A 21,070-nucleotide genomic window follows, 5' to 3' on the forward strand; every position below is an offset into this window, starting at 1 on the left:
GGTCCGCTTCCGATCCTGGTGAGTGGCGGGGGCCGCGGGCAGTGCCGACCGGGGCCACTGGCGGGGGCCGATCGGCACTGCCTCGCCCGCCGTACGGCCTCAGGCGGTGGTGAGATCGGGGCGGACGAGCGTGCCCGACCGGCCGTGGACGATCTCGTACGCCGCGTCCAGGGCCCCGATCGCCGCCGGCCCGCCGGTGCGCTCGGCGAACCGGGCGGCGGCCTCGGCCTTCGGCCCCATGGAGCCCGCCGGGAAGCCACCGCCGCGCAGCTGGTCGGGGGTGGCGTCGAGGACGGGCCGTTGGTACGGGGTGCCGTAGCCCTCGTACACGTTCGGTACGTCGGTGAGGATGAGCAGGAAGTCGGCCTTGAGATCCTCGGCGAGCAGGGCGGCGGTGAGGTCCCTGTCGACGACCGCCTCCACCCCGGTCAGCGCGCCGGTGTCCGGGGCGGAGGTGACGGGGACGCCTACGCCGCCCGCGCAGACGACGGGTGTGCCGCCGCCCAGCAGTTCGTGGACGGTGTCCGTCTCCACGATCCGCTCGGGTGCCGGCGAGGGGACGACGCGACGCCAGTCCGCCCCGTCCCTGGGGATGTGCCACCCGTTCCTGCGGGCCAGGAACCCGGCCAGCTTGTGGGGGTACACCTGGCCGACGAACTTCGTGGGCCGCTCGAAAGCCGGGTCCTCGGCCCGGACGACGGTGTGGGTGACCGGGGCGGCGATGCGGTGGCCGGGCAGGGCGTTGTACAGGGTGCGAGCCAGCAGGGAGCCGATCATGGCTTCGGTCTGGGCGCCGAGCAGATCCAGCGGGTAGGGGGCGGTGCGGGCGCGGGCAGCCCTCCGCACGGCTTCGCCCTGGCGATGGTGGCGCCGAGTCCACGGGCGCCGCACGCTGTGCTCGGCCTGTCCGACCCCCCGGGACGGACAGGCTCCGGTTCCCCGTGCGGTCTGGCTCGCGCACCCGGTTCATGAGCGCTGCCGAGGTGGAAACGGCCTTCCTGAAGAGGCAGACGCGCCGTGCGCAACGCGAACAGCGACATGGTCACCTGCTGGAGGCCATCGCCGAGCAGAAGGCGTTCGACGCCGGGTCGGTGTCGCAGGCGAGCTTCGTCAAGGTGCCGCTGGCCGTCACCCTGGTGCCGGACATGCCGGGCTCGTTGCCGTGGGACAGGACGGCGTTCGAGCGGTCTCGGCAGCAAGGTCGCGCCGAAATGGCCTTGTTGAACGAGCGGCATACGATGTTCGACGCGGTGGAGCCGATGGCGGACGGCTTCGTCGCCCGGCAGGATCCCGGTACGACTCGCCAGGTCGTCGCGGTGTTCGCGGACGACGGAAGCGCCGGGGCGGAGTACCCGCTGTCCCCTCGGCCTCCTTTCCGAGGGCAGGACGAAACGCCGGACAAGGCCCCCCGGATCGGTACGGGCGAGCTCACGGAGGTGGTCGTCTCCGCGCTCGGGGTGCTTGGTCGGCATGCGACGGATCGTGCGGGCACCGTCGGCCCCTGTACCGTCCGCCTGACTCTCAGCGGTCCCTGGTCCGAGCATCCGGGCGGGCCGGCGCCGGAGTGCGGCCGGTCGCCCTGACTTCCGGCACCCGGCCGGCCGAGCGGGCCTCGGCGGAGATCGGCGCCTTCGTCGAGGATCTCGTGCAGCCCGGACCCGCGCTCATCCAGGCTGCCGATCTGCTCCTGACCCGTCTGGGGCGCCGGTTCGGACAGGTGGAGTCTCCCTACACCGCATCCGATGGGGCGTTGATCGAGGACAAGCGGACACCGTATTTCCCTGGCGAGCTCTACCGGTGGGCCACGCAGGTGGACGTTGTCATCCGGAAGTACGACAGCCGCTGACACGGAGCAGACCGACGCGGTCGTCTGGAACTGACGGGGCCGCCTCGGTCTGAGCTTCTCAGTGGTGCGTCAGGGTCCGCCGGGGCTGACTGGCTTCCTGAGATGTGCCGCCCCGGAGGCCGGCGGGCGGACGGGGCAGTCGACGGCGCTGCTGCAGCCGTACGACCAGTGCGTCGGCTACGGCACTCACCACGAAGGTGATTGCCGCGGAGATCACCAGCAGAACGGCGAACAGCTTCCAGTCGGGTGTCAGTGAGGTACCCACAGTGCTCACCCCCCTCCAACAGGCGGGTCGTCTCACACCCTCATGGAACAGCCGAGGCGACGCGGCCACATGGTGCCGGATGTCTTGCCTGCCGGACCCGAGTGGCCCGGCCGATGGACCGGATGGCCCATATTCCGCCCCTGGTCGGCGGAGCCACCCTGGCCATGGCAGGTCCCACACTCCGCCGGGAGGCACGCCATGATCACCACCCCGACGCCCAGCATGCTGCGCGCCCTGCCCGCCGAGCACCGGCACCGGCTGATGCACGTCGCACGCGAGGTGCTCATCCCGCAGGGGACACGCCTGTTCGAGGAGGGCGGCAAGGCCGAACGGTTCTGGATCATCCGCACCGGCACCGTCGAACTCGACATGCGGGTACCCGGCCGCCGCGCGGCCGTCATCGAGACCCTCCGCCACAACGAACTCGTCGGCTGGTCCTGGCTGTTCGCACCGCACGCCTATCACCTGGGCGCCGAGGCGACGACTCCCGTGCGGGCGTACGAGTTCGACGCCACGGCCGTCCGGCTGATGTGCCAGGAGGACCCGGCGATGGGCAGCGCCGTCGCCCAGTGGGTCGGCGACGTGCTCGCCCACCGTCTCCGCTCCGCCCGGACCCGGCTGCTGGACCTGTACGCCCCGTACGGCGCCGGCAGCACCGTCTGAACCATGAGGAGTCACCGTGCACGGCACCCCGCACATCGTCAGCGACGTTATGACCCACACTGTCACCGCGGTCGGCCGCGAGGCGACCTTCAAGGAGATCGTGCGGATGATGCAGGACTGGAGGGTCAGCGCGCTGCCCGTCCTTGAGGGCGAGGGCCGCGTCGTCGGCGTCGTCTCCGAAGCCGACCTGCTGCCCAAGGAGGAGTTCCGCGACAGCGACCCCGACCTGTACACCCAGCTGCGCCGCCTGTCCGACCTCGCGAAGGCCGGCGGCGTGCGGGCTGAGGAGCTGATGACCGCCCCGGCACTCACCACCCGCCCCGACGCCACGCTCGCCGAAGCCGCCCGGACCATGGCACGGGCCAGGGTGAAACGGCTGCCCGTGGTCAACCAACTGGGCATGCTGGAGGGCATCGTCAGCCGGTCCGACCTCCTCAAGGTCTTCCTGCGCGACGACGAGGAACTCGCCGAGGAGGTCCGCCGCGAGGTCGTGTCCTACCTCTTCCCGCCGCCGGGCTCAACGGTCCGCGTCCAGGTGCACGACGGCGTGGTGCAGCTGGTGGGCCGGGTCCGGGACACCTCCCTGGTCCCTGTGGCGGCCCGCCTGGTGCGCGCCGTGGAGGGTGTGGTGGACGTGGACTTCGAGCTGGACCGATCGGACTCCAGCTCACAACCCACCCGATCGATCCCGTAGACGGCACCGGCCCTGATGACAGGGCTAGCAGACGGCGAGTTCGGGGTGTTCCGCGTCGGGCGGGAAAGTGACGCCGAGCTGTTCGACGGGCATCCGGGACACCTTCTCGTGGCGCCCGTCGAGGTTCGTGCAGGTCGCGGTCCAGCGCAGAGCGGCGGCACCGTCGGCGGAGGGGTGTCCGTACAGCACGATCGGGGCCAGCCGTACATCCGCGCGAGCACGCAGGTCCACGGCAGGGAACTTGATCACCAGGCCGTCACCCGAGGAGCTGTACTCGGGCAACCGGGGGCCTGAAGGACCGCGCCTGGCCGCAGGGAGCCCAAGGGAAGGGATGCCTGCCGAGACCACACCCATTCCGGCGGCGAGGGTCTTCTTCCCGAACGGCGCCGGAGGCTCAGGCCAGAGATGATCGCTCAAGTCCGGCAGAACGTCGGGGATCCACACGATGGCCCGGTATCCCGGATCCAGCGTCGCGATCACCTGCACCTGGTGGAGCATGGCATCGGACCGGTTCTCCAGCCGCAGGACCAACGGATCCCGCTGCAACGCCGCCGCCTGCTCAAGCGCCCGCGGCAGCCCGGGGCGGCACTTCTCCAGGTAGGCATCGATCTCCTCTCGGTACTGCTGCGGCGTACGGATTTCTCGTGACAGCGTGTACGACAGGGAACTGCTGGCGATCTCGTGCAGCCGCAGAATCTCGTCGACTGCCCGCTGCCGCCCCTCGGGAAGGGCGACATCGTCCCGTTGCCGACGCGGCCGCCGCTCGGGCTCTGGGAGAGAGACCAGAAGTGCGCGACGCCGCTTTTCCACGAGCGCTTCGATGACGGACTCCCCAACCGTCACATCCACCGCGGCGCCCTCCTCCACCGAGAGATCGAGATCCATCGCGGGCCCGGCCCGCAGCCCGCTGTTCACCAACTGGTACACCAAGTCCGGCGAGAGGTACCGGGTGTCGTCGCCGTGCCGAACCGGGATCGCGACCCCGCCTTTGACGAGCTTTCCGTCCTCGTTGAGGATCTTGGTGACCAGTGCCCAGCGGGCGCTCTCGGGGAGCGCCGGCACTTCGATCACCAGATAGCCGAGGCCCGGGTCGCCGGGATCGTCGTACCAGGAGAACTCGACGCCGATGGGCGGGCGCGCAAGGTCGGCGATGACAGCCTTGTACCGCTCGGTGTTCACCAATCGCTTCGCGAAGGGGACCGGCTTCACCACGGCCTCGTGGAGGTCGGTCGGCCGCCGTGTCGCCGTGAAACCGCACACGAGAAGACCTCCGGCCGCGTTGGCGAACGCCGCTACGTCCTTGGCCAGTTCGTACTTCTTCGCGTCGAGGCTGAGGTCGTACGGGCCCGCGGGCCCAACGCCCTTGAAGTCCACCCATTCGGACTCCGGCATCCCCACGATGGCTTCGGGCCGCTGTTGGGCGAGGAGGGTGACGATCCTGACGCGGCTGTCGGTCACGGTCATGACCGGCAGCCTACTGAGCGTGCGAGTCGGTCACCGGTGTCCGACCTCCCGACCGGATCCGCGCCCGGGCGCCGCGTGACCTTGCCGGGATCGGGAACAGCCAGGGTCCGCAGGGTCCAAGCGCCGACCCACCGCCGACCTGCCCATGGCCTTGTCATGGCGCCCGGACCGGGCTCGTGGCCTCTGGACCGGTATGATTCCCTGCCCCGACCGTCCGCCCATAGGGCCACTGCCGTACCGGCGGCAGCGTCGTGAAGCCGGTCCGGGGGAATCTGCCCGCCGGCCCGGCCCGGCAGCCCACCAGAAGCCACCGGTCCATGCCCCTACGGGCAACAGGGGGCACATCCGGAACCCACTAGGGCCGACCGGCCCTAGTACATCCGGCCCCGGCGAGCGATGATCGTCGACACGGGCGACCCACAGCCCGTATGCCGCCGGGGACGAGGGGCCGTCATGACCGAGACACGCACCTTCACGGAGCAGAACCCGATCCGCGTGTTCCTGCTCGACGACCACGAGGTCGTACGACGCGGCATCACCGACCTCCTCGACGCCGAACCGGACATCTCCGTGATCGGCGACGCGGACACCGTCGAGCACGCCCTCGTCCGCGCTCCCGCTCTGCGCCCGGACGTCGCCGTGCTCGACGTACGCCTCCCGGACGGCGACGGCATCACGGTCTGCCGAGAACTGCGCAGCCGGATGCCGGAGCTGACCTGTCTGATGCTGACCTCGTTCGACGACGAGGACGCCCTGCTCGATGCGATCATGGCCGGGGCCTCCGGCTATGTCCTCAAGCAGATCAGAGGCTCCGACCTGGTCTCGGCGGTCCGCACGGTCGCCTCCGGCCAGTCCATGCTGGACCCCGCGACCACGGCCCGCCTGATGCGCTCGCTGCGCGCCGACCCCGCCGAGACACCGGCCCTGTCGCCCGAGCTGGCGAGCCTGTCGCCCCGTGAGCGGGACATCCTGGCCCTCATCGGCGACGGCCTCACCAACCGCGAGATCGGCAAGAAGCTCTACCTCTCCGAGAAGACCGTCAAGAACCACATATCCCGCCTCCTGGCCAAGCTCGGCGTCCAGCGCCGCGTCCAGGCCGCGGTCCTCGCCTCCCAGCTGGAGCAGCCGGACACCGGCGACAAACCCACGAGGTGAGAGGGCCGTCCGGACGTCCGGCGGGGCCGTACGGCCCCTGCCCTCCCCACCGGCCGGGCGCCACCCTGGTGCAGTCACCGAAGGCCCCGCCCCCGCTTGGGTGCAGGGCGGGGAGGAGGTTCCGATGCGCACCGCGGTCCTCGACGGCACCACCTTGGAGACGCTGCTCTCCGCGGCTGTGGCCGCTCCATCCATTCACAACACTCAGCCCTGGCGCTTCCGCCTCGACCTGGACACGCTCACCCTGGAGATCCGCGCCGACACGTACCGCGGCCTGCGCCACACCGACCCCACCGGACGGGCCCTTCACCTGTCCGTCGGCTGCGCCGTCCTGAACCTGCGCATCGCGGTCGAGCACTTCGGCTGGACACCGGTGACCCGCCTTCTCCCGCGCCCCGACGAGCCCGACCTGCTCGCGACGGTCCGCCTCGCCGACACAACCCGGCCAACCACCACCCACCCCGCCCTGTACGACACCGTCTGGCGCCGGCACAGCAGCCGCCTCCCTTTCTCGGGGCGGCCACTGCCCACCCCCGTCCTCACCGAACTCACCGAGGTGGCCCACACGGAGGGTGCCCTGCTCCACCACCTCCCTCCCGCCCGGACCGACACCGTGCTACGGCTCACCCGCGAGGCCGAGTACCGCAACACGACCGATCCCGACCGAGCCGCGGAGAGCCGCCGCTGGGTGACCGGACCGGACACACGCACAGGCACCGGCCTGGGCATGCCACCCGAGGCGCTCGGCCCCCAGGACTTCCTGGACCACATCCCGATGCGGGACTTCGGCGCCCACCTCCACCCGGACAGGCTCCCCGCCCGCCCCTTCGAGAAACGGCCCACGATCGCCGTACTGACCACCGCGCACGACCGCCGCACCGACTGGCTGCGCGCGGGCCAGGCCCTCGAACGTGTCCTGCTGACCGCCACAGCGCACAACGTCCGCGCCTCCCTCCTGCACCAGGCCCTGGAGTGGCCCGACCTGCGCGAACGACTCGTGCCTCCGGCCGGCCCCCGTACCTGTCACCCACAGATGGTGCTCCGCCTCGGATACGGCCCCGAAGGCCCGGCCACGCCCCGCAGCGGCCACGCTCTCCTTCTTCGGGAAGAGACCTGACGAGTAGACCGCGCGCCTGGGACAGAGGAACGGCTGATCCGGCGGGACGAGGACCACTGGGGTCAGGCTTCGCGGAGGTCCGCGAGGATCCGCCGGATGTCCGGGTCAGCGTCGCGGGTGTGGGAACCCGACCGGCTCGAACGGACAGGGCAGCCGGAGTGTCAGGTGGATCAGCCTCCACCAGGTAACCCACCTCCGTCAGGATGCCGAACAGGGCGGCGTGCAGATGACGTCGTGCGGCTTCCTGACGGCGTGGGCCGGGCAAGGCCGGTCTGCCAGTGGTGCTCCAGCGAGGGGCGCTGACCGCGGGAAGCGCGGCCGCTCGGCGAGACGCGTTGGCGCGCTGCACGGACCTCCAACTGCGTCAATAGACGTGGTGGTGAAACACTCATATGACCGCCTGCCACCGTTCGATTGGACGGCAATGCAGCCCGGAAACGCCGGTTAGCCAAACCGACGTCTTCGGAGACGATTAGTGCATCAACGTCCGTCCCGAGCACAACCACAGACCGAAACGACGATGACGGCACGTCGCCGCTGCCAGCTGAAAACCCGCTGCGCGTTCTCCGTTCGCGAACTGTGCTGTCCGTCTCTGGAATATTCCGCAGATCCTTCTAGCGTTCCGTACTCCCCGGAGAACAGCCGCCCTTGCTCAATGAACCGATAGCAACGATTGCCGGCGCCGAACCGCATCGCGAGAAGGAGTCCACAGCGGACCATGCAGTTACTCATCTCCGTGCCATGTCACCTGATAGCCGAGCGTCTCTGCTCACCAGCGCCTGGTATTCAACCAGTGACCTCGCTGCCTGCCTGAGGGTCGACGCCTCAACCCTGCGCCGCTGGCGCACCGCCCAGCCACCCCAGGGGCCGCCGTTCGTCACGCTCTCCGAACGCGTCGTCATGTACAGCGCCCTTGACGTCGAGGAATGGCTGCGCCACCGACGTACCGTCCCGACCAAGGGACACAATGGCCGATAAGACCAACGTTCCTGTCGGTGTCCGGCTCTCGACTGATATCGAATACCGTCCTGACCGCCCCACTGCGTATCGAGCTCGTGTCCGGTGGACCGATCCGACCAGCAGGCGCCGCCTGTCGTTGTCCGAGGGAAAGGACAGCGAAGAAAAGGCCCAGGAGTGGCTCCAGGCCATCATCGAGGCCGCAGAGTCCGGCCTGAGCCCGTCGCTGGCCACCATGAAGCTCACCGAATACGGCGAAGCGAACATGGACCTTGCCCTGCGCGGCCTCGAGTTGAAAACGCTGGACCCCTACCTTGCAGGATGGCGGATGCGCGTGGTCCCCGCCCTGGGCCATCTCGCGGTACGAATGATCACCAACGGTGTCGTCGACCGCACCGTGCAGAACTGGATCGCCGACGAGCGCAGCCGGTCCACGGTGAAGAACACCATCGCCGTCCTGGTCCGCGTCATGGAGCAGGCAGTCCGCGACGGCATCATCAAGGTCAACCCCGCCAGGGTGACCGGCTGGCAGAAGCTCTACAAGCAGGTTGAGGACGAACTCCAGGACCCACGAGCGCTGGCCCTGCCCGACTGGGAGACCCTCACTGCGCCGGCCGAGGCGCTCGTGGCTGCCTCCCACGACCAGTACCGCGGCTGGGGAGACGTCGTCGTCTTCGCCGCGTGCACTGCCGCACGGATCGGCGAGGTCTCAGGCTGCCGTATCGGGGACGTAGGCACCAACAAGTGGATCTGGACCGTGCGGCGTCAGACCACACCCGTGCCCGGCGGGCTGACCGACACGGGCACCAAGGGCAAGCGAGCCCGCAAGGTTCCCGTCGTCGAGGAGATCCGTCCCCTCGTCGCTCAGCGCGTCCTGTCCGCCGGCCCCAATCCCGACGCCCGCCTGTCCACCGGCCCGCGCGGCGGACGCATCTCCACCGCCGTCCTGCGCGACGCCACGCACGGGGACGACGTGGTCGCCAAGCTCGGCTACGAGCACCTGCGTCGCATCGCCGGCCACGGATCGCTGACCACGACCCAGCGGTACCTGCATCCCGACGTACACAAGATCACGGCAGCCGGGGCAGCGCTTTCCGTGCACCTCAGCGTGTTGCGCGCACCGCGCTCACTGCCGACCCCGATCGTCATGACCCGCTGACCCCGGTCAAGGGCGCCGGTCCCCAACTGGTCCCCAAAAATGATCAAGGGCCGGTTTCGGATATCTCCGAAACCGGCCCCGACCTGCGACTGTCTCCAGTCGGGACGACAGGATTTGAACCTGCGACCCCTTGACCCCCAGTCAAGTGCGCTACCAAGCTGCGCCACGTCCCGCTGCGCCACCGCGGAGAACCGCGTGATCGCGCGAACAGCACTCTACCCCACGCCCGGGTACCCGCCCGGAGCGGCCGGGGCGGACAATCGGCGTATGGACGGCAGGGAACGTACGGAGCGCACTGATCGGCACGTGGAACCCGACGCGCGGGACCGGGACGAGGACGGCCGGGCCCGTAACGCCCGGCCGCGTGACGGGCTCGGGCGGCCGTTGCCGTACGGCACGGACGGGGTGGAGCGGCAGCCCGAGGGCCTGGTGCGGACACCGGAGGAGACGGTGGTCGAGGCGCAGGCGCTGCTGGACGCCGGGAAGCCGTTCCACGCGCACGAGGTGTTCGAGGACGCGTGGAAGTCGGGGCCCGACGAGGAGCGCACGCTGTGGCGCGGCCTCGCCCAGCTCGCCGTGGGCCTCACCCACTCCGCGCGCGGCAACCCCACCGGCGGGGCCCGGCTGCTGCGCCGCGGCGCCGGGGTGATCGAGGAGTGGGCGGCCGGGACCGGGCGGGCGCGGCCCTATGGGATGGAGCTCGGCGGACTGGCCGACTGGGCACGGGAGTTGGCGGCCGAGGTGGAGCACGGGGCGGCGAAGGTGGACGCGGCGGCGCGGGCGCCGGGGCTGCGCGGCCGATAGCGGCGGCTCCCGGTCGGTACGGCCGCCGACGTCACTGTCAGTGGGGTACGGCAGACTCGGGGGTGTGCGAGAGATTCATGTCATCGGTATCGGCGCGGGCGACCCCGAGCAGCTCACCCTCCAGGCGGTCCGGGCGCTGCGCAGCACGGACGTGTTCTTCCTCCTCGACAAGGGCGAGGTGAAGTCCGACCTCACACAGGTGCGCCTCGACATGCTGGAGGCGCACATACCGGAGGGCGGCTACCGGGTCGTGGAGGCGCGGGACCCGGAGCGGGACCGGCGCGCGGGCGGCGCGGCGTACTCACCGGCCGTCGGTGACTGGCGCAGCGCCCGCGCCGGTATCTACGAGCGGCTGATCGCCGAGGAGCTGGGCGAGGACGAGCGCGGCGCGTTCCTGGTCTGGGGGGATCCCGCGCTGTACGACAGCACGCTCGGGATCCTGGAGGAGGTGCTGGCCCGCGGCGAGGTGACCTTCACGTACGACGTCGTGCCCGGCATCAGCAGTGTCTCGGCCCTGGTCGCCCGGCACCGCACGGGGCTGAACCGGGTGGCGCGTCCGGTGCAGATCACCACGGGCCGACGGCTCGCGGAGGGCTTTCCCGAGGGGGTGGACGACGTGGTGGTGATGCTCGACGCCCACCAGGCCTTCCGGCGGTACGCCGACCAGGACATCGACATCTACTGGGGCGCGTACCTCGGCACACCGGACGAGATCCTGGACTCCGGGCCGATCGCCGAGGCCGCGCCCCGTATCGAGCGGTTGCGCGCCGAGGCCCGGGAGCGCAAGGGCTGGATCATGGACACGTATCTGCTGAGACGCAAGCCCGGCGAGCACTGAGGCACTGAGGCGGGCCCGGGGACACACGAGCGGCCCCCTCCCGCGTGCGCGTGCGCCGCCGCGGTGTGATCGTGGCCGCGTGACAGTCGCCGCGGAAACCGCCCCGCCCGCAGCCCAGCCGCCGGTGCTCGACTCCCGTCGGCGCAACGTCGTGTTCGTGACGATCATGCTCGGTGTGCTGCTCGCTGCCCTCGACCAGACCATCGTGGGCACCGCGCTGCCGACGATCGTGTCGGACCTGGGCGGCGCCGAGCACATGTCGTGGGTGGTCACCGCCTATCTCCTCGCGGAGACCGTGGCGACCGTCCTGGTCGGCAAGTTCGGTGACCTGTTCGGCCGCAAGGTGGTCTTCCAGGTCTCCGCGATCGTGTTCATCACCGGCTCGTTCCTGTGCGGCCTCGCCTCGAACATGACGCTGCTGATCGCCTGGCGCGGTATGCAGGGCATCGGCGCCGGCGGTCTGATGGTGACCGCGATGGCGCTGATCGCCGACGTGATCCCGCTGCGCGAGCGCGGCAAGTACCAGGGCGCGATCGGCGCCGTGTTCGGTGTGGCGACGGTCATCGGGCCGCTGCTCGGCGGGCTGTTCACCGACCATCTGACCTGGCGCTGGGCGTTCTACGTCAACGTACCGATCGCGATCCTCGTGGTCGTCGCCGCGGCCCGCACCATCCCGGTGGTGAAGTCGGCGTCCCGGCCGGTCATCGACTATCTCGGCATCGCGCTGGTCGCGGTGGGGGCCAGCGCGCTGATCCTCGCGACGAGTTGGGGCGGCAACGAGTACGCGTGGGGCTCCGGCGTCATCATCGGACTGTTCGTGGGCGGGGTGATCGCGCTCGGGCTGTTCTGCTGGGTGGAGACGCGGGCGGCCGAACCGATGCTGCCCATGCGGCTGTTCGCCAACCCGGTGTTCACGGTGTGCTCGATCCTCAGCTTCATCGTGGGCTTCGCCATGCTCGGCGCGCTGACGTATCTGCCGACCTATCTCCAGTACGTCGACGGCGACTCGGCGACGCTCTCCGGGGTGCGCACGCTGCCGATGGTCATCGGCCTGCTCATCGCGTCGGTGTTCAGCGGCAACGTCGTCAGTAAGACGGGGCACTACCGCGTCTTCCCGATCGTCGGCACGCTGGTCATGGGTGTCGGGCTGTATCTGATGTCCCTGATGGGGCCGGGCTCCAACGCCTGGCTGGAGTCGCTGTACATGTTCGTGCTGGGCACCGGCATCGGTCTGGGCATGCAGGTGCTGACGATCGCCGTGCAGAACACCGTCGACTACACCGACCTGGGCACCGCCACGTCCGGCGTCACCTTCTTCCGTACGCTGGGCAGTTCGTTCGGCACCGCCGTGTTCGGCACGATCTACACCAACTCGCTCACGCCCAACCTGCGGGACGGCGTCGAGTCCGCCGCGGCCTCCGGCACCACCGATCCGGCGACCCTGGCCAAGGCCGCGAGCAGCCCCGAGGGCCTGCACGGGCTGCCCGCCGGCACTGCGAGACCCATCGTCGAGGCGTACGCGGACACCCTTCAGATGGTGTTCCTGTGGGCCGTGCCGGTCGCGGTGATCGGCTTCGTCGTCGCCCTGTTCCTCAAACAGGTCCAGTTGCGCGACAGCGCCCGGCTGTCCTCGACGGACATGGGCGACGGTTTCGCGCAGCCGGCCGACGCGGACTCACAACGTGTCCTGGAGGCGTCCGTCGGCCGCATCATCGGCAGCACCGACGAGGACACCGCACGCCGTCTGCTGCGCGACTCGGACACCCGGCTCGACGTGGCGGGCGCGTGGGCGGTCATGCAGGTCGGGATGTTCACGCGGCTCGTCGGCCACTCCAGCCTGGGTCTGATCTCGGCCCGCCACCGTCTGCCGCCCGAGGTACTGCTGCCCGTCTTCGACCGGATGGTCCAGGAGGGCTACCTCACCCGCGACGGCTCACTGCTGTCGCACACCGCGGCCGGCGAGCGGGAGGCCCATGTCATCGGCGAGGCCTGGGGCACCTGGCTGAAGGACCGGGTCCGCGAGGACATCGGCCGCCCCGAGGGCCAGGCCCTCCGCGCGGCCGTGGACACCATCGCCAAACGCCTCCTGGTGGAAGACCTGAGCCAGACGGTCCCCACCCGCACCCGCCAACTCACCAAGCCCAAGGCCCCAACAACCTGACCGGCCAGGTCATCAAATCCCAACCGCCCGGCCACCACGAGCCCGCGGGCGACATGCGACCCGATCAGGGGCGCGGGACCGTATCAACCTGCGGCTCCGCCGCGCGGGCGCGAAACCCACCACGAACCCGCAGGCGACGAACCACCCCATCAGGGGCGCGGGACCGTATCAACCTGCGGCTCCGCCGCGTGGACGCGAAACCCACCACGAACCCGCAGGCGACGAACCACCCGATCAGGGGCGCGGGACCGTATCAACCTGCGGCTCCACCGCGCGGGCGCGAAACCCACCACGAACCCGCGGGCGACGAACCACCCCATCAGGGGCGCGGGGAACTGCGCGAAACCCACAACGAGCCCGCACCCTCCCACCCACAGCAGCACAAGTCATCCCCCCTCCAACACCGCCCCGCGCCCCAGCCACGCCACCGCCGCGGCGACATCCGGCACCACCCCCACCCCCACCGGCACCGGCGGCCGCCGAACAACAACAACCGGCAACCCCCGCACACGCGCCGCGGTCAGCTTCGCGGCAGTAGCCACTCCCCCACTGTCCTTGGTCACCACCACGTCAATACGGTGCTGCCGCAACAGCGCGCACTCCTCCGGCACCCCGAACGGACCGCGCGCAAGCACGACTTGGGTGTGCGGCGGCATCGGCGGCTCCGGCGGATCCACCGACCGTACGACGAAGTACGTGTCCGTCAGCCGCGCGAAGGCGGCGAGACCGAGGCGGCCGGTGGTCAGCAGCACTCGGCGGCCGAGCCCCGGAAGAAGGTCGGCGGCGGCGTCGAGGCTGGGAACGTGGTGCCAGCGGTCCCCGGGACCGGACTCCCACCCGGGCCGTCGCAGCACCACGGCCGGAACGCCGGCCTCCGCACAGGCCCGCGCCGCGTTCGCCGTGATCGACTCGGCGAAGGGATGGGTGGCGTCCACGACCGCGTCCACCCGGTGCTCACGCAGCCATGAGGCGAGTCCGTCCGCGCCGCCGAACCCGCCGACCCGCAGCTCCCCCGCGACGGCGCCGGGCCGCGCGACCCGGCCGGCCAGCGAGGTGGTCACCCGTACACCGGGCCGCGCGGCCAGCTCGGCGGCCAGCTCGCGGGCCTCGGTGGTGCCGCCGAGGACGAGGATGTGCGGGGACATGGGGCGAGGGTACGGGACCCCGATGTGCGCCACGGCCGGGTCCTAGCGCAGCAGCAACTGGAGCCCGCCGAGGACCGTCGCGCCGATCACCAGCTGCTCGAACAGACGCTGGTTGATCCGGTTCACGGCCCATTTGCCGATGAACGCGCCGGGCACGACGAACACCACGAGCGTCGCGTCGAGCAGCAGCGACCGTCCGTCGATCAGCCCGAGCCCCACGCTGAAGGGCACCTTGGAGACGTTGACGATCAGGAAGAAGAAGGCCGACGTCCCCAGGAAGCCCAGCTTCCGGAAACCCGCCGAGAGCAGGTACATCGACATCACCGGGCCGCCCGCGTTGGCGACCATGGTGGTGAAGCCGCCGAGGACCCCGTACGAACGGGCCTTCACCTTGCCCGCGCGGGTGGTGATCTCGTCCGGGTCCGCCTCCCGATCGGCCTCCCTGCGCCGCCGCCAGACGGTGACGCCGGCCATCAGCAGCAGGATCGCGCCGATCGAGGTGCGCACCTGCGCGTCGTCGGCCCAGAGGAGAAAGACGGTCCCGACGAGGACACCCGCCCCGACCGCCGGGAACAGCCGCCACAGGGTGGGCCAGTGGGCGTGCCGCCGGTAGCTGAGGACGGCGAGCACGTCCCCGGCGATGAGTACCGGCAGCAGGATCCCGGTGGAGGCGCGGGCGGGGAGTACGGCGGCGAAGACGGCGAGGCTGACCGTGTTGGCCCCGCTGACGGCGGTCTTGGAGAAACCGACCAGCAGCGCGGCGAAGGCGAGAGCGGCGTACTCCCAGCCGGTGATGTGCCAGAGCGTCATCGTGTCCATGCGGACACCGATGCTATGCCCACGCATCTGCGCGGCGTAAGGAGTGTCTCGGCACGTGGCCCCTGCGCGGACGTGGCGTCGGCCACAGTCGGCGGGTGGCCGAAGACCGACTCCGTCCCGCCGCACCGTCGTGCCAGACTGCGTCCGGCGCCCGAGCGGGCGGCCGTGTGGAGCAGTTGAGCAGAGGAGCGCCTTGTGACCGGGACCGAGCCGACCGGCCCGCTGATCGACACGACCAGGCCGCACCCGGCACGGGTGTACGACTGGTTCCTCGGCGGCAGGGACAACTACCCGGTCGACGAGCAGCTCGGCCACCAGATCATGTCCATCGACACCGGCGCCCCGCGGGCCGCCCGCGCCAACCGCTGGTTCATGCACCGGGCCACCCGGCTGCTCGCGGGACAGCAGGGAATCAGCCAGTTCCTTGACATCGGCTCCGGCATTCCGACCGAGCCCAACCTCCACCAGATCGCCCAGTCGGTGACACCCGGGGCCCGGGTCGTCTACGTCGACAACGACCCGATCGTCCTCGCCCACGCGGCCGACCTGCTGAGCGGCACCCCGGAGGGGGCGACGGAGTACCTCCAGGCCGACGCGCGCCAGCCGGCCCGGATCCTCGAACAGGCCGCCCGCGTCCTGGACCTGGACCGTCCGGTCGCGCTGTCCCTGATCGCGCTGCTGCACTTCATCGCGGACGACGACGGCGCCCAGGACATGGTGGGGACGCTGGTCGAAGCGCTGGCGCCGGGCAGTTTCCTGGTGCTGTCCGCGCTGACCGCTGACTTCGAGCCGGACAACGTGAAGCGCGGCATCGAGGCGTACACGGCCGGCGGTGTCACGCTCGTCGCCCGCTCCCAGGCCGAGTTCGGCAGCTTCTTCAAGGGACTTGAGGTGCTGGAGCCGGGGGTGGTGGCGCTGCCCGCCTGGCATCCGGAGCTGGCCGAGGACGAGTCGGACATCGGGAACGGTCCGGTGTCGCTGTACGGCGCGGTCGGCCGCAAGCCCTGACCTCGCCCGAGCGGCCCCTCAGGTGAGGCGGCTCAGCGCCGCGGACACCAGCGTCCGCGCCCCCGGCACCAGCACGGACAGGTCGGGGGCGAAGTGCGGGCTGTGGTTGCCGGGCACGTTGGCGAACTTCTCGGTGAGGGAGTCGCCGGGCGCCGCCTCCCACACGTCGGCGGCCGTGGTGGTGACGTACCAGTAGTCGTACGGGACGCCGGCCGGGGCGAGCAGGGAGAAGTCCTCGCTGCCCATCGTGGGGCCGAAGTCGAACACAGTGTCGTGGCCGAGGAGTTCGCGGTGGACGGCGGCGATCTCCTCGTCGAGTGCCTTGTCGTTGACGGTGTTCGGGAAGCCGGGGTGGACGGTGATCTCCGGCGGGACCGGGCATCCGGCCGCCTGGCACTCGCCCCGCACGATGCGCTCGACGGCCGCCAGGACCCGTGCGCGCACGCTGTCGTCCTGGGTGCGCAGGTTCAGCGCGAGACGGGCCTCCGCGGGAATGATGTTGTGTCTGGTTCCGGCGTGGAACTGCCCCACCGTCAGCACCGCGGAGTCCTTCGCGGCGACCTCGCGGGCGACGACGCTCTGCAACCGCGTGACGATGTGGGCGGCCGTGACCACCGGGTCGACGGTCGACTCCGGGCGTGAGCCGTGGCCGCCGACACCGTGCACCACCACGTCCAGTTCGACCTCGGCGGACATCGTCAGGCCGGGGGTGTGCGGGTAGAAGCCGGCGAGGCCGGGGGCCGCGTGCTGGCCGAACAGGGCGTCGGGGCGCGGGAATCTCTCGTGCAGCCCGTCCGCGACCATGGTCTGCGCTCCCCCGCCGCTCTCCTCGGCGGGCTGGCCGATCACCACGACCGTGCCGGACCAGGTCTCGCGGGCGGCGGCGAGAATCTCGGCGGCGGCCGTCAGCCAGGTGACGTGCAGGTCGTGGCCGCAGGCGTGCATCACGCCGTCGACGGTAGAGGCGTAGGCGAGACCGGTGGCCTCCCGGACGGGCAGGGCGTCCATGTCGCCGCGCAGCCCCACCACCGGCCCGTCGCCGTTGGCGAGGACGCCGACCACGCCGGTGCGGCCGACGCCCTCGGTGACCGTGTAGCCGGCCGACTTCAGCCGCTCGGCGAGCCTCGCGGCGGTGCGGTGCTCGTGGAAGGACAGCTCGGGGTGGCGGTGCAGGTCCTGGTAGAAGGCCTCGAGGTCGGCGGGGAGCAGTGCGGAGGTGAGGTCCCTGGTCAGTCGGGCGACGGAGGCCGGCTCGCTCATGCTGCTTCCTTCTCACGGGAGGGTGGACGCAACCACGCTGCACATCCTGCCCCGGAACTCCCTCCACCACCCGGACTACAGGTCCAGGCCCGGCAGCCCCAGGACCCGCGCGACCGTGCGCAGCACACCGTTGTCGTTGTTGGAGGGCGCGAGGTGGCGGGCGCGCGCCACGATCTGCGGGTGGGCGTTGGACATGGCGAAGGACCAGTCGGCGGTGTCCATCATCTCCAGGTCGTTGAGGTAGTCGCCGAAGACCATGGTCTGCGCGGGTGTGATGCCCAGTTCGCTCTGGAGGCGGCGGATCGCGGCGCCCTTGTTGGCGGTGCTGTTCATGACGTCGACCCAGTGCTCGCCGGTGACCACGACCTGGTGCGTGCCGGCGAAGGGCGCGAGGGCCGGGGCGGTGGCCCGCTCGACGGCGCCGAAGTCGAAGATGGCCACCTTGAGGATCTCGTCGTCGACGGCGGTGACGTCCTCGACCGACTCGTTCTCGATGTAGTACTTGCGGATCTCCGCCAGGAAGGCCTCGTCGGTGCGCTCGACGTACGCGGACCGCTTGCCGCAGACCACGGCGCCCACGTCCACACCGTCCGCCACCAGCTCCCGTACCGCGCGGACGACGCCGGCGCTGACGTCGGGGTGCAGCGGGTCGGAGCTGAGCTCCTCGCCGTCGCGGACCACGTATGTCCCGTTCTCGGCGATGAACAGCATGCCCTGCTCGACGCCGCGGAACTCGCGGGCCAGCGTCGCGTACTGCCGCCCGCTCGCCGGGCTGAACAGCACGCCCCGCTCGCGCAGCAGTTCCAGGACGCGCCACAGTTGCGGCGGGGCCTGCTTGTCGTCGTCGAGGAGCGTGCCGTCCATGTCGGTGACGACGAGCCGGATGTCGGCGGGACCGCCCGCGGCCTCGGCCTCGGACGGGGTGCGCAGGGGCGAGGTCGGGTGGGAGTGGGGCATGGACCGCTTCCTGTGGGGTGCCGCCCCCGGACGGGCCGTGGACAACTGTTCGTTCCGGGTACGGCCGTCCACCCTACCTGGGGCGTCGCTCGCCCATTCCCGGGACAGCCGATCATGCGCGCGGCACAATGGCGACGACGATCGGGCCCGCCCAGGTGGACGCGCCGGCCATCCAGGAGGACGTATGACCCCTCTCGCCGATCCCGTCCCCGGTGGCCGTCCCGGGGAGGTGGAGCGGGCCGTGGCCCTGGCCTCCGAGCTGGCCGGCCGCGGGGTGCACGGAGTCGTGTTCGCCTACGTCGACACCGCGGGCGTGTGCCGGGTGAAGACGGTCCCGACGGGCAAGCTCGCGGCGGCCGCCGCGTGGGGCGTCGGGATGTCGCCGGTGTTCGACACGTTCCTCGCGAACGACGCCATCGTCACCACGGACGTCCTGGGCTCCCCCGACGGCGATCTGCGGCTCTACGCGGACCTCGACCGGCTGACGGTCCTGTCGGCGCAGCCCGGCTGGGCGTGGGCGCCGGTGGACCGGATCACACAGGACGGCGCGGCGCACCCGGGGTGTTCCCGTACCTTCCTGCGCCGGCTCGTGGACCGGGCGGAGCGTGAGGAGGGGCTCGGCTTCCTCGCGGGTATCGAGATCGAGTGGGCCGTCGGCCTGGGCGCGGCGCCGGACGACACCTTCGTACCGGCGGTGTCCGGTCCGGCGTACGGGGCGATCCGGCAGGTCGGGCTGAGCGACTACGCGGCCGATCTGCTGGCGGCGTGCGCGGCGCAGGGGCTGGACGTCGAGCAGTTCCACCCCGAGTACGCGCCCGGGCAGTTCGAGCTGTCGGTGGCGCCGCTGGATCCGGTCGCGGCGGCCGACCGCAGTGTGCTGGTCCGGCAGACGATCCGGGCGGTGTCCGCGCGGCACGGTCTGAAGGTGTCGTTCGCCCCGGTGGTGCAGGCCCAGGGCGTCGGCAACGGCGGCCATCTCCACCTGTCCGCGTGGTACGGCGGCGAGAACCTGCACGGCACCGGTGACCGCCGGTACGGCATGACGGCCGGGGCCGAGTCCTTCACGGCCGGTGTCCTCGCCCATCTGCCCGGTCTGACCGCCGTGACGGCACCCAGCCCGGCCAGCTATCTGCGGCTCAAGCCCTCTCAGTGGGCCGGGGTGTTCACCGCGTGGGGCCGTGAGACCCGGGAGGCCGGGCTGCGGGTGGTCACCGGCACCGCAGGACAGCGTGGACGGGCCGCGAACCTGGAGGTCAAACCGGTCGACCTGGCCGCCAACCCGTATCTCGCCCTCGGCTGCGCGATCGCCGCCGGGCTCGACGGGATCGGCTCCGCCGCCGTACTGCCGGAGGAGATCACCGGCGACCCGGTGCGGTTCGACGCGGCCGAGGCGCGGGCCAGGGGCGTGCGCAGGCTGCCGGTCTCGCTGACGGAGGCCGTCGCGGAGTTCCGCGAGGACGAGGTGCTGCGCGCCGCGCTCGGGCCGGTCCTCGCCGACGCGGTGACCGCCGTACGAGAGGGCGAGATCGCGGCGGTGGACGGCCTCGACGACGAGCGGGTGGCGGCGGCCTACCGCTGGAAGTACTGACATGGCGATCACGGGAGACGCCGCGACGGGGGCGGTGCGTGCGGCGCTGGACGCGCTGCCGCTGGTGGACCACCACTGCCACGGGGTCGTCACCGGCCCCCTCGGCCCGGACGAGTTCGCCGGTCTGCTCACCGAGGGCGAACCCTGGCCCGGCGTCTCGCCCTTCGACACCCCGGTCGGTACGGCCGTCCGCCGGTACTGCGCCCCGCTGCTCGGCCTGGAGCGTCACGCGCCGCCCGAGGAGTACGTACGGCGGCGCGCCGAGCTGGGCGCCGAGGAGGTGAACCGGCGCTTCCTGGCCGCCGCGCGGACCGGGGTGTTCTGCGTCGACACCGGGTACGCGCCCGACCGGCTCACCCCGCCGGACGCCCTGGCCGCCGCGGCGGGCGGACAGGCGGTGGCCCACGAGGTCGTACGGCTGGAGAGTGTCGCCGAGGCGGTAGTGGCCGGCGGGGTCGAGGCCGGCCAGTACGCCGACGCCTTCCGGGCCGCCGCGCTGGACGCGGTGAGACGGCCGGGTGTGGTGGCCGTGAAGTCGGTCGCCGCGTACCGCACCGGCTTCGACCTGGACCCGGCGCGCCCCGACGACCGGCGGGTCACCGCGGCGGCCCGGCGGTGGCTGGCGCGCGGCGGGCGGCTGGAGGACCCGGTCCTGGTCCGGCACCTGCTGTGGACTGCGGTCGATCTGGGGCTGCCGCTGCAACTGCACACCGGGTTCGGCGACAACGACATCCGGATGCACCGGGTCGATCCCACCCACCTGACCGACTGGCTGCATCTGACCTCTGGCACGATTCCCGTGCTGCTTCTGCACTGCTGGCCGTACCAGCGGCAGGCCGGTTATCTGGCCGCGGTGTTCGAGCAGGTGTACCTCGACGTGGGTCTCACCCTGCACCACGTCGGTCCGGTCAGGGCCCGTGCGGTACTGGAGGAGGCGCTGGAGATCACACCGTTCCGCAAGCTGCTGTACAGCTCGGACGCCTTCGGGCTGGCCGAGTTCTACCATCTCGGCGCGCTCGCCTTCCGGCGCGGGCTGGCCGAGCTGTTCCAGGACCGGGTGGACGCCGACGAGATGAGCGCTGCGGACGCGCTGCGGATCGCCCGATGGGCGGGCCGGGACAACGCTCACCGGATCTACCGGTTTTCCGACAACACCTGAAAGTATGATCA

Annotated in this window: 20 protein-coding genes and 1 tRNA gene; 13 read left to right on the forward strand and 8 right to left on the reverse strand. The window is 71.1% G+C overall.

The features are described from left to right. Window positions 1–99: 99 nt before the first annotated feature. Entirely contained in the window at window positions 100–846 is a 747-nt protein-coding gene (locus tag ACIQAC_RS06420; protein ID WP_402187600.1) for a carbamate kinase, read from the reverse strand. Between the two features lie 122 nt (window positions 847–968). Between ACIQAC_RS06420 and ACIQAC_RS06425 the strand changes: the two genes are divergently transcribed. Continuing rightward, entirely contained in the window at window positions 969–1,583 is a 615-nt protein-coding gene (locus tag ACIQAC_RS06425; RefSeq protein ID WP_402187602.1) for a hypothetical protein, read from the forward strand. Next, the gene (locus ACIQAC_RS06430; RefSeq protein ID WP_402187604.1) at window positions 1,565–1,846 is read left to right on the forward strand and encodes a hypothetical protein; all 282 of its coding nucleotides are present in this window, start codon (window positions 1,565–1,567) and stop codon (window positions 1,844–1,846) included. Before ACIQAC_RS06425 ends, ACIQAC_RS06430 begins: the two co-directional genes overlap by 19 nt. 58 nt (window positions 1,847–1,904) lie before the next feature. Here ACIQAC_RS06430 and ACIQAC_RS06435 read toward each other — a convergent pair whose 3' ends face one another. Then, window positions 1,905–2,111: a hypothetical protein gene (locus ACIQAC_RS06435; RefSeq protein ID WP_402187606.1), complete on the reverse strand. Its 207-nt coding sequence runs from the start codon at window positions 2,109–2,111 to the stop codon at window positions 1,905–1,907. Between the two features lie 198 nt (window positions 2,112–2,309). On the opposite strand from ACIQAC_RS06435, the gene ACIQAC_RS06440 reads away from it, so the two are divergent. Further along, window positions 2,310–2,774: a cyclic nucleotide-binding domain-containing protein gene (locus tag ACIQAC_RS06440; RefSeq protein ID WP_402187607.1), complete on the forward strand. Its 465-nt coding sequence runs from the start codon at window positions 2,310–2,312 to the stop codon at window positions 2,772–2,774. 16 nt (window positions 2,775–2,790) lie between these two features. Beyond that, the gene (locus ACIQAC_RS06445) at window positions 2,791–3,468 is read left to right on the forward strand and encodes a CBS domain-containing protein (protein WP_402187608.1); all 678 of its coding nucleotides are present in this window, start codon (window positions 2,791–2,793) and stop codon (window positions 3,466–3,468) included. 24 nt (window positions 3,469–3,492) lie between these two features. On the opposite strand, the gene ACIQAC_RS06450 is transcribed toward ACIQAC_RS06445, so the two are convergent. Further along, the gene (locus tag ACIQAC_RS06450) at window positions 3,493–4,932 is read right to left on the reverse strand and encodes a helix-turn-helix domain-containing protein (protein WP_402187610.1); all 1,440 of its coding nucleotides are present in this window, start codon (window positions 4,930–4,932) and stop codon (window positions 3,493–3,495) included. Between the two features lie 453 nt (window positions 4,933–5,385). On the opposite strand from ACIQAC_RS06450, the gene ACIQAC_RS06455 reads away from it, so the two are divergent. From ACIQAC_RS06455 to ACIQAC_RS06465, 3 genes are all read left to right on the forward strand, one after another. Then, window positions 5,386–6,087, forward strand: coding sequence for a response regulator (locus ACIQAC_RS06455; protein WP_402187611.1), 702 nt, complete (start codon window positions 5,386–5,388; stop codon window positions 6,085–6,087). Window positions 6,088–6,211: 124 nt separating this feature from the next. Next, the gene (locus ACIQAC_RS06460) at window positions 6,212–7,204 is read left to right on the forward strand and encodes an Acg family FMN-binding oxidoreductase (RefSeq protein WP_402187613.1); all 993 of its coding nucleotides are present in this window, start codon (window positions 6,212–6,214) and stop codon (window positions 7,202–7,204) included. A gap of 967 nt (window positions 7,205–8,171) precedes the next feature. Further along, entirely contained in the window at window positions 8,172–9,320 is a 1,149-nt protein-coding gene (locus ACIQAC_RS06465) for a tyrosine-type recombinase/integrase (protein ID WP_402187614.1), read from the forward strand. A 99-nt stretch (window positions 9,321–9,419) separates the two neighbouring features. On the opposite strand, the gene ACIQAC_RS06470 is transcribed toward ACIQAC_RS06465, so the two are convergent. Further along, a tRNA-Pro gene (locus ACIQAC_RS06470) sits at window positions 9,420–9,493 on the reverse strand. Between the two features lie 94 nt (window positions 9,494–9,587). Here ACIQAC_RS06470 and ACIQAC_RS06475 point away from each other — a divergent pair. The 3 genes from ACIQAC_RS06475 (at window position 9,588) to ACIQAC_RS06485 (ending at window position 13,123) form a co-directional block, all read left to right on the forward strand. Next, on the forward strand, window positions 9,588–10,124 hold the full coding sequence (locus ACIQAC_RS06475) for a DUF309 domain-containing protein (protein ID WP_402187616.1): 537 nt from the start codon (window positions 9,588–9,590) through the stop codon (window positions 10,122–10,124). Window positions 10,125–10,188: 64 nt separating this feature from the next. Next, the gene (cobF, locus tag ACIQAC_RS06480) at window positions 10,189–10,962 is read left to right on the forward strand and encodes a precorrin-6A synthase (deacetylating) (protein ID WP_402187618.1); all 774 of its coding nucleotides are present in this window, start codon (window positions 10,189–10,191) and stop codon (window positions 10,960–10,962) included. A 79-nt stretch (window positions 10,963–11,041) separates the two neighbouring features. Continuing rightward, on the forward strand, window positions 11,042–13,123 hold the full coding sequence (locus tag ACIQAC_RS06485) for an MDR family MFS transporter (RefSeq protein ID WP_402187619.1): 2,082 nt from the start codon (window positions 11,042–11,044) through the stop codon (window positions 13,121–13,123). A gap of 386 nt (window positions 13,124–13,509) precedes the next feature. On the opposite strand, the gene ACIQAC_RS06490 is transcribed toward ACIQAC_RS06485, so the two are convergent. Then, the gene (locus tag ACIQAC_RS06490) at window positions 13,510–14,268 is read right to left on the reverse strand and encodes a cobalt-precorrin-6A reductase (RefSeq protein WP_402187620.1); all 759 of its coding nucleotides are present in this window, start codon (window positions 14,266–14,268) and stop codon (window positions 13,510–13,512) included. A gap of 42 nt (window positions 14,269–14,310) precedes the next feature. Next, the gene (locus ACIQAC_RS06495) at window positions 14,311–15,087 is read right to left on the reverse strand and encodes a sulfite exporter TauE/SafE family protein (RefSeq protein ID WP_402187622.1); all 777 of its coding nucleotides are present in this window, start codon (window positions 15,085–15,087) and stop codon (window positions 14,311–14,313) included. Between the two features lie 195 nt (window positions 15,088–15,282). Between ACIQAC_RS06495 and ACIQAC_RS06500 the strand changes: the two genes are divergently transcribed. Continuing rightward, window positions 15,283–16,095, forward strand: a complete 813-nt coding sequence (locus ACIQAC_RS06500) for an SAM-dependent methyltransferase (RefSeq protein WP_402187623.1) — start codon at window positions 15,283–15,285, stop codon at window positions 16,093–16,095. A gap of 18 nt (window positions 16,096–16,113) precedes the next feature. Here ACIQAC_RS06500 and ACIQAC_RS06505 read toward each other — a convergent pair whose 3' ends face one another. Both ACIQAC_RS06505 and ACIQAC_RS06510 read right to left on the reverse strand, forming a co-directional pair. Beyond that, a complete protein-coding gene (locus ACIQAC_RS06505) occupies window positions 16,114–17,355 on the reverse strand; it encodes an amidohydrolase (protein ID WP_402187625.1) in 1,242 nt (413 codons plus the stop codon). Window positions 17,356–17,430: 75 nt separating this feature from the next. Beyond that, window positions 17,431–18,312, reverse strand: a complete 882-nt coding sequence (locus ACIQAC_RS06510) for a Cof-type HAD-IIB family hydrolase (RefSeq protein ID WP_402187626.1) — start codon at window positions 18,310–18,312, stop codon at window positions 17,431–17,433. A 184-nt stretch (window positions 18,313–18,496) separates the two neighbouring features. On the opposite strand from ACIQAC_RS06510, the gene ACIQAC_RS06515 reads away from it, so the two are divergent. Both ACIQAC_RS06515 and ACIQAC_RS06520 read left to right on the forward strand, forming a co-directional pair. Further along, window positions 18,497–19,900, forward strand: a complete 1,404-nt coding sequence (locus tag ACIQAC_RS06515; protein WP_402187627.1) for a glutamine synthetase — start codon at window positions 18,497–18,499, stop codon at window positions 19,898–19,900. 1 nt (window position 19,901) lies between these two features. Further along, window positions 19,902–21,059 carry an amidohydrolase family protein gene (locus ACIQAC_RS06520; protein ID WP_402187629.1) on the forward strand — a complete coding sequence of 386 codons (1,158 nt, stop codon included), beginning with the start codon at window positions 19,902–19,904 and terminating at the stop codon, window positions 21,057–21,059. Window positions 21,060–21,070 lie beyond the last annotated feature (11 nt).

The sequence above is a fragment of the Streptomyces sp. NPDC088387 genome (assembly GCF_044753385.1).
Lineage (GTDB): Bacteria > Actinomycetota > Actinomycetes > Streptomycetales > Streptomycetaceae > Streptomyces.

Coding starts and splice junctions, on each gene's coding strand:
- ACIQAC_RS06495 (WP_402187622.1), bottom strand. CDS start 15,087: ATGGACACGATGACGCTCTGGCACATCACCGGCTGGGAGTACGCCGCT.
- ACIQAC_RS06460 (WP_402187613.1), top strand. CDS start 6,212: ATGCGCACCGCGGTCCTCGACGGCACCACCTTGGAGACGCTGCTCTCC.
- ACIQAC_RS06440 (WP_402187607.1), top strand. CDS start 2,310: ATGATCACCACCCCGACGCCCAGCATGCTGCGCGCCCTGCCCGCCGAG.
- ACIQAC_RS06515 (WP_402187627.1), top strand. CDS start 18,497: ATGACCCCTCTCGCCGATCCCGTCCCCGGTGGCCGTCCCGGGGAGGTG.
- ACIQAC_RS06520 (WP_402187629.1), top strand. CDS start 19,902: ATGGCGATCACGGGAGACGCCGCGACGGGGGCGGTGCGTGCGGCGCTG.
- ACIQAC_RS06450 (WP_402187610.1), bottom strand. CDS start 4,932: ATGACCGTGACCGACAGCCGCGTCAGGATCGTCACCCTCCTCGCCCAA.
- ACIQAC_RS06465 (WP_402187614.1), top strand. CDS start 8,172: ATGGCCGATAAGACCAACGTTCCTGTCGGTGTCCGGCTCTCGACTGAT.
- ACIQAC_RS06490 (WP_402187620.1), bottom strand. CDS start 14,268: ATGTCCCCGCACATCCTCGTCCTCGGCGGCACCACCGAGGCCCGCGAG.
- ACIQAC_RS06475 (WP_402187616.1), top strand. CDS start 9,588: ATGGACGGCAGGGAACGTACGGAGCGCACTGATCGGCACGTGGAACCC.
- ACIQAC_RS06425 (WP_402187602.1), top strand. CDS start 969: ATGAGCGCTGCCGAGGTGGAAACGGCCTTCCTGAAGAGGCAGACGCGC.
- ACIQAC_RS06455 (WP_402187611.1), top strand. CDS start 5,386: ATGACCGAGACACGCACCTTCACGGAGCAGAACCCGATCCGCGTGTTC.
- ACIQAC_RS06510 (WP_402187626.1), bottom strand. CDS start 18,312: ATGCCCCACTCCCACCCGACCTCGCCCCTGCGCACCCCGTCCGAGGCC.
- ACIQAC_RS06505 (WP_402187625.1), bottom strand. CDS start 17,355: ATGAGCGAGCCGGCCTCCGTCGCCCGACTGACCAGGGACCTCACCTCC.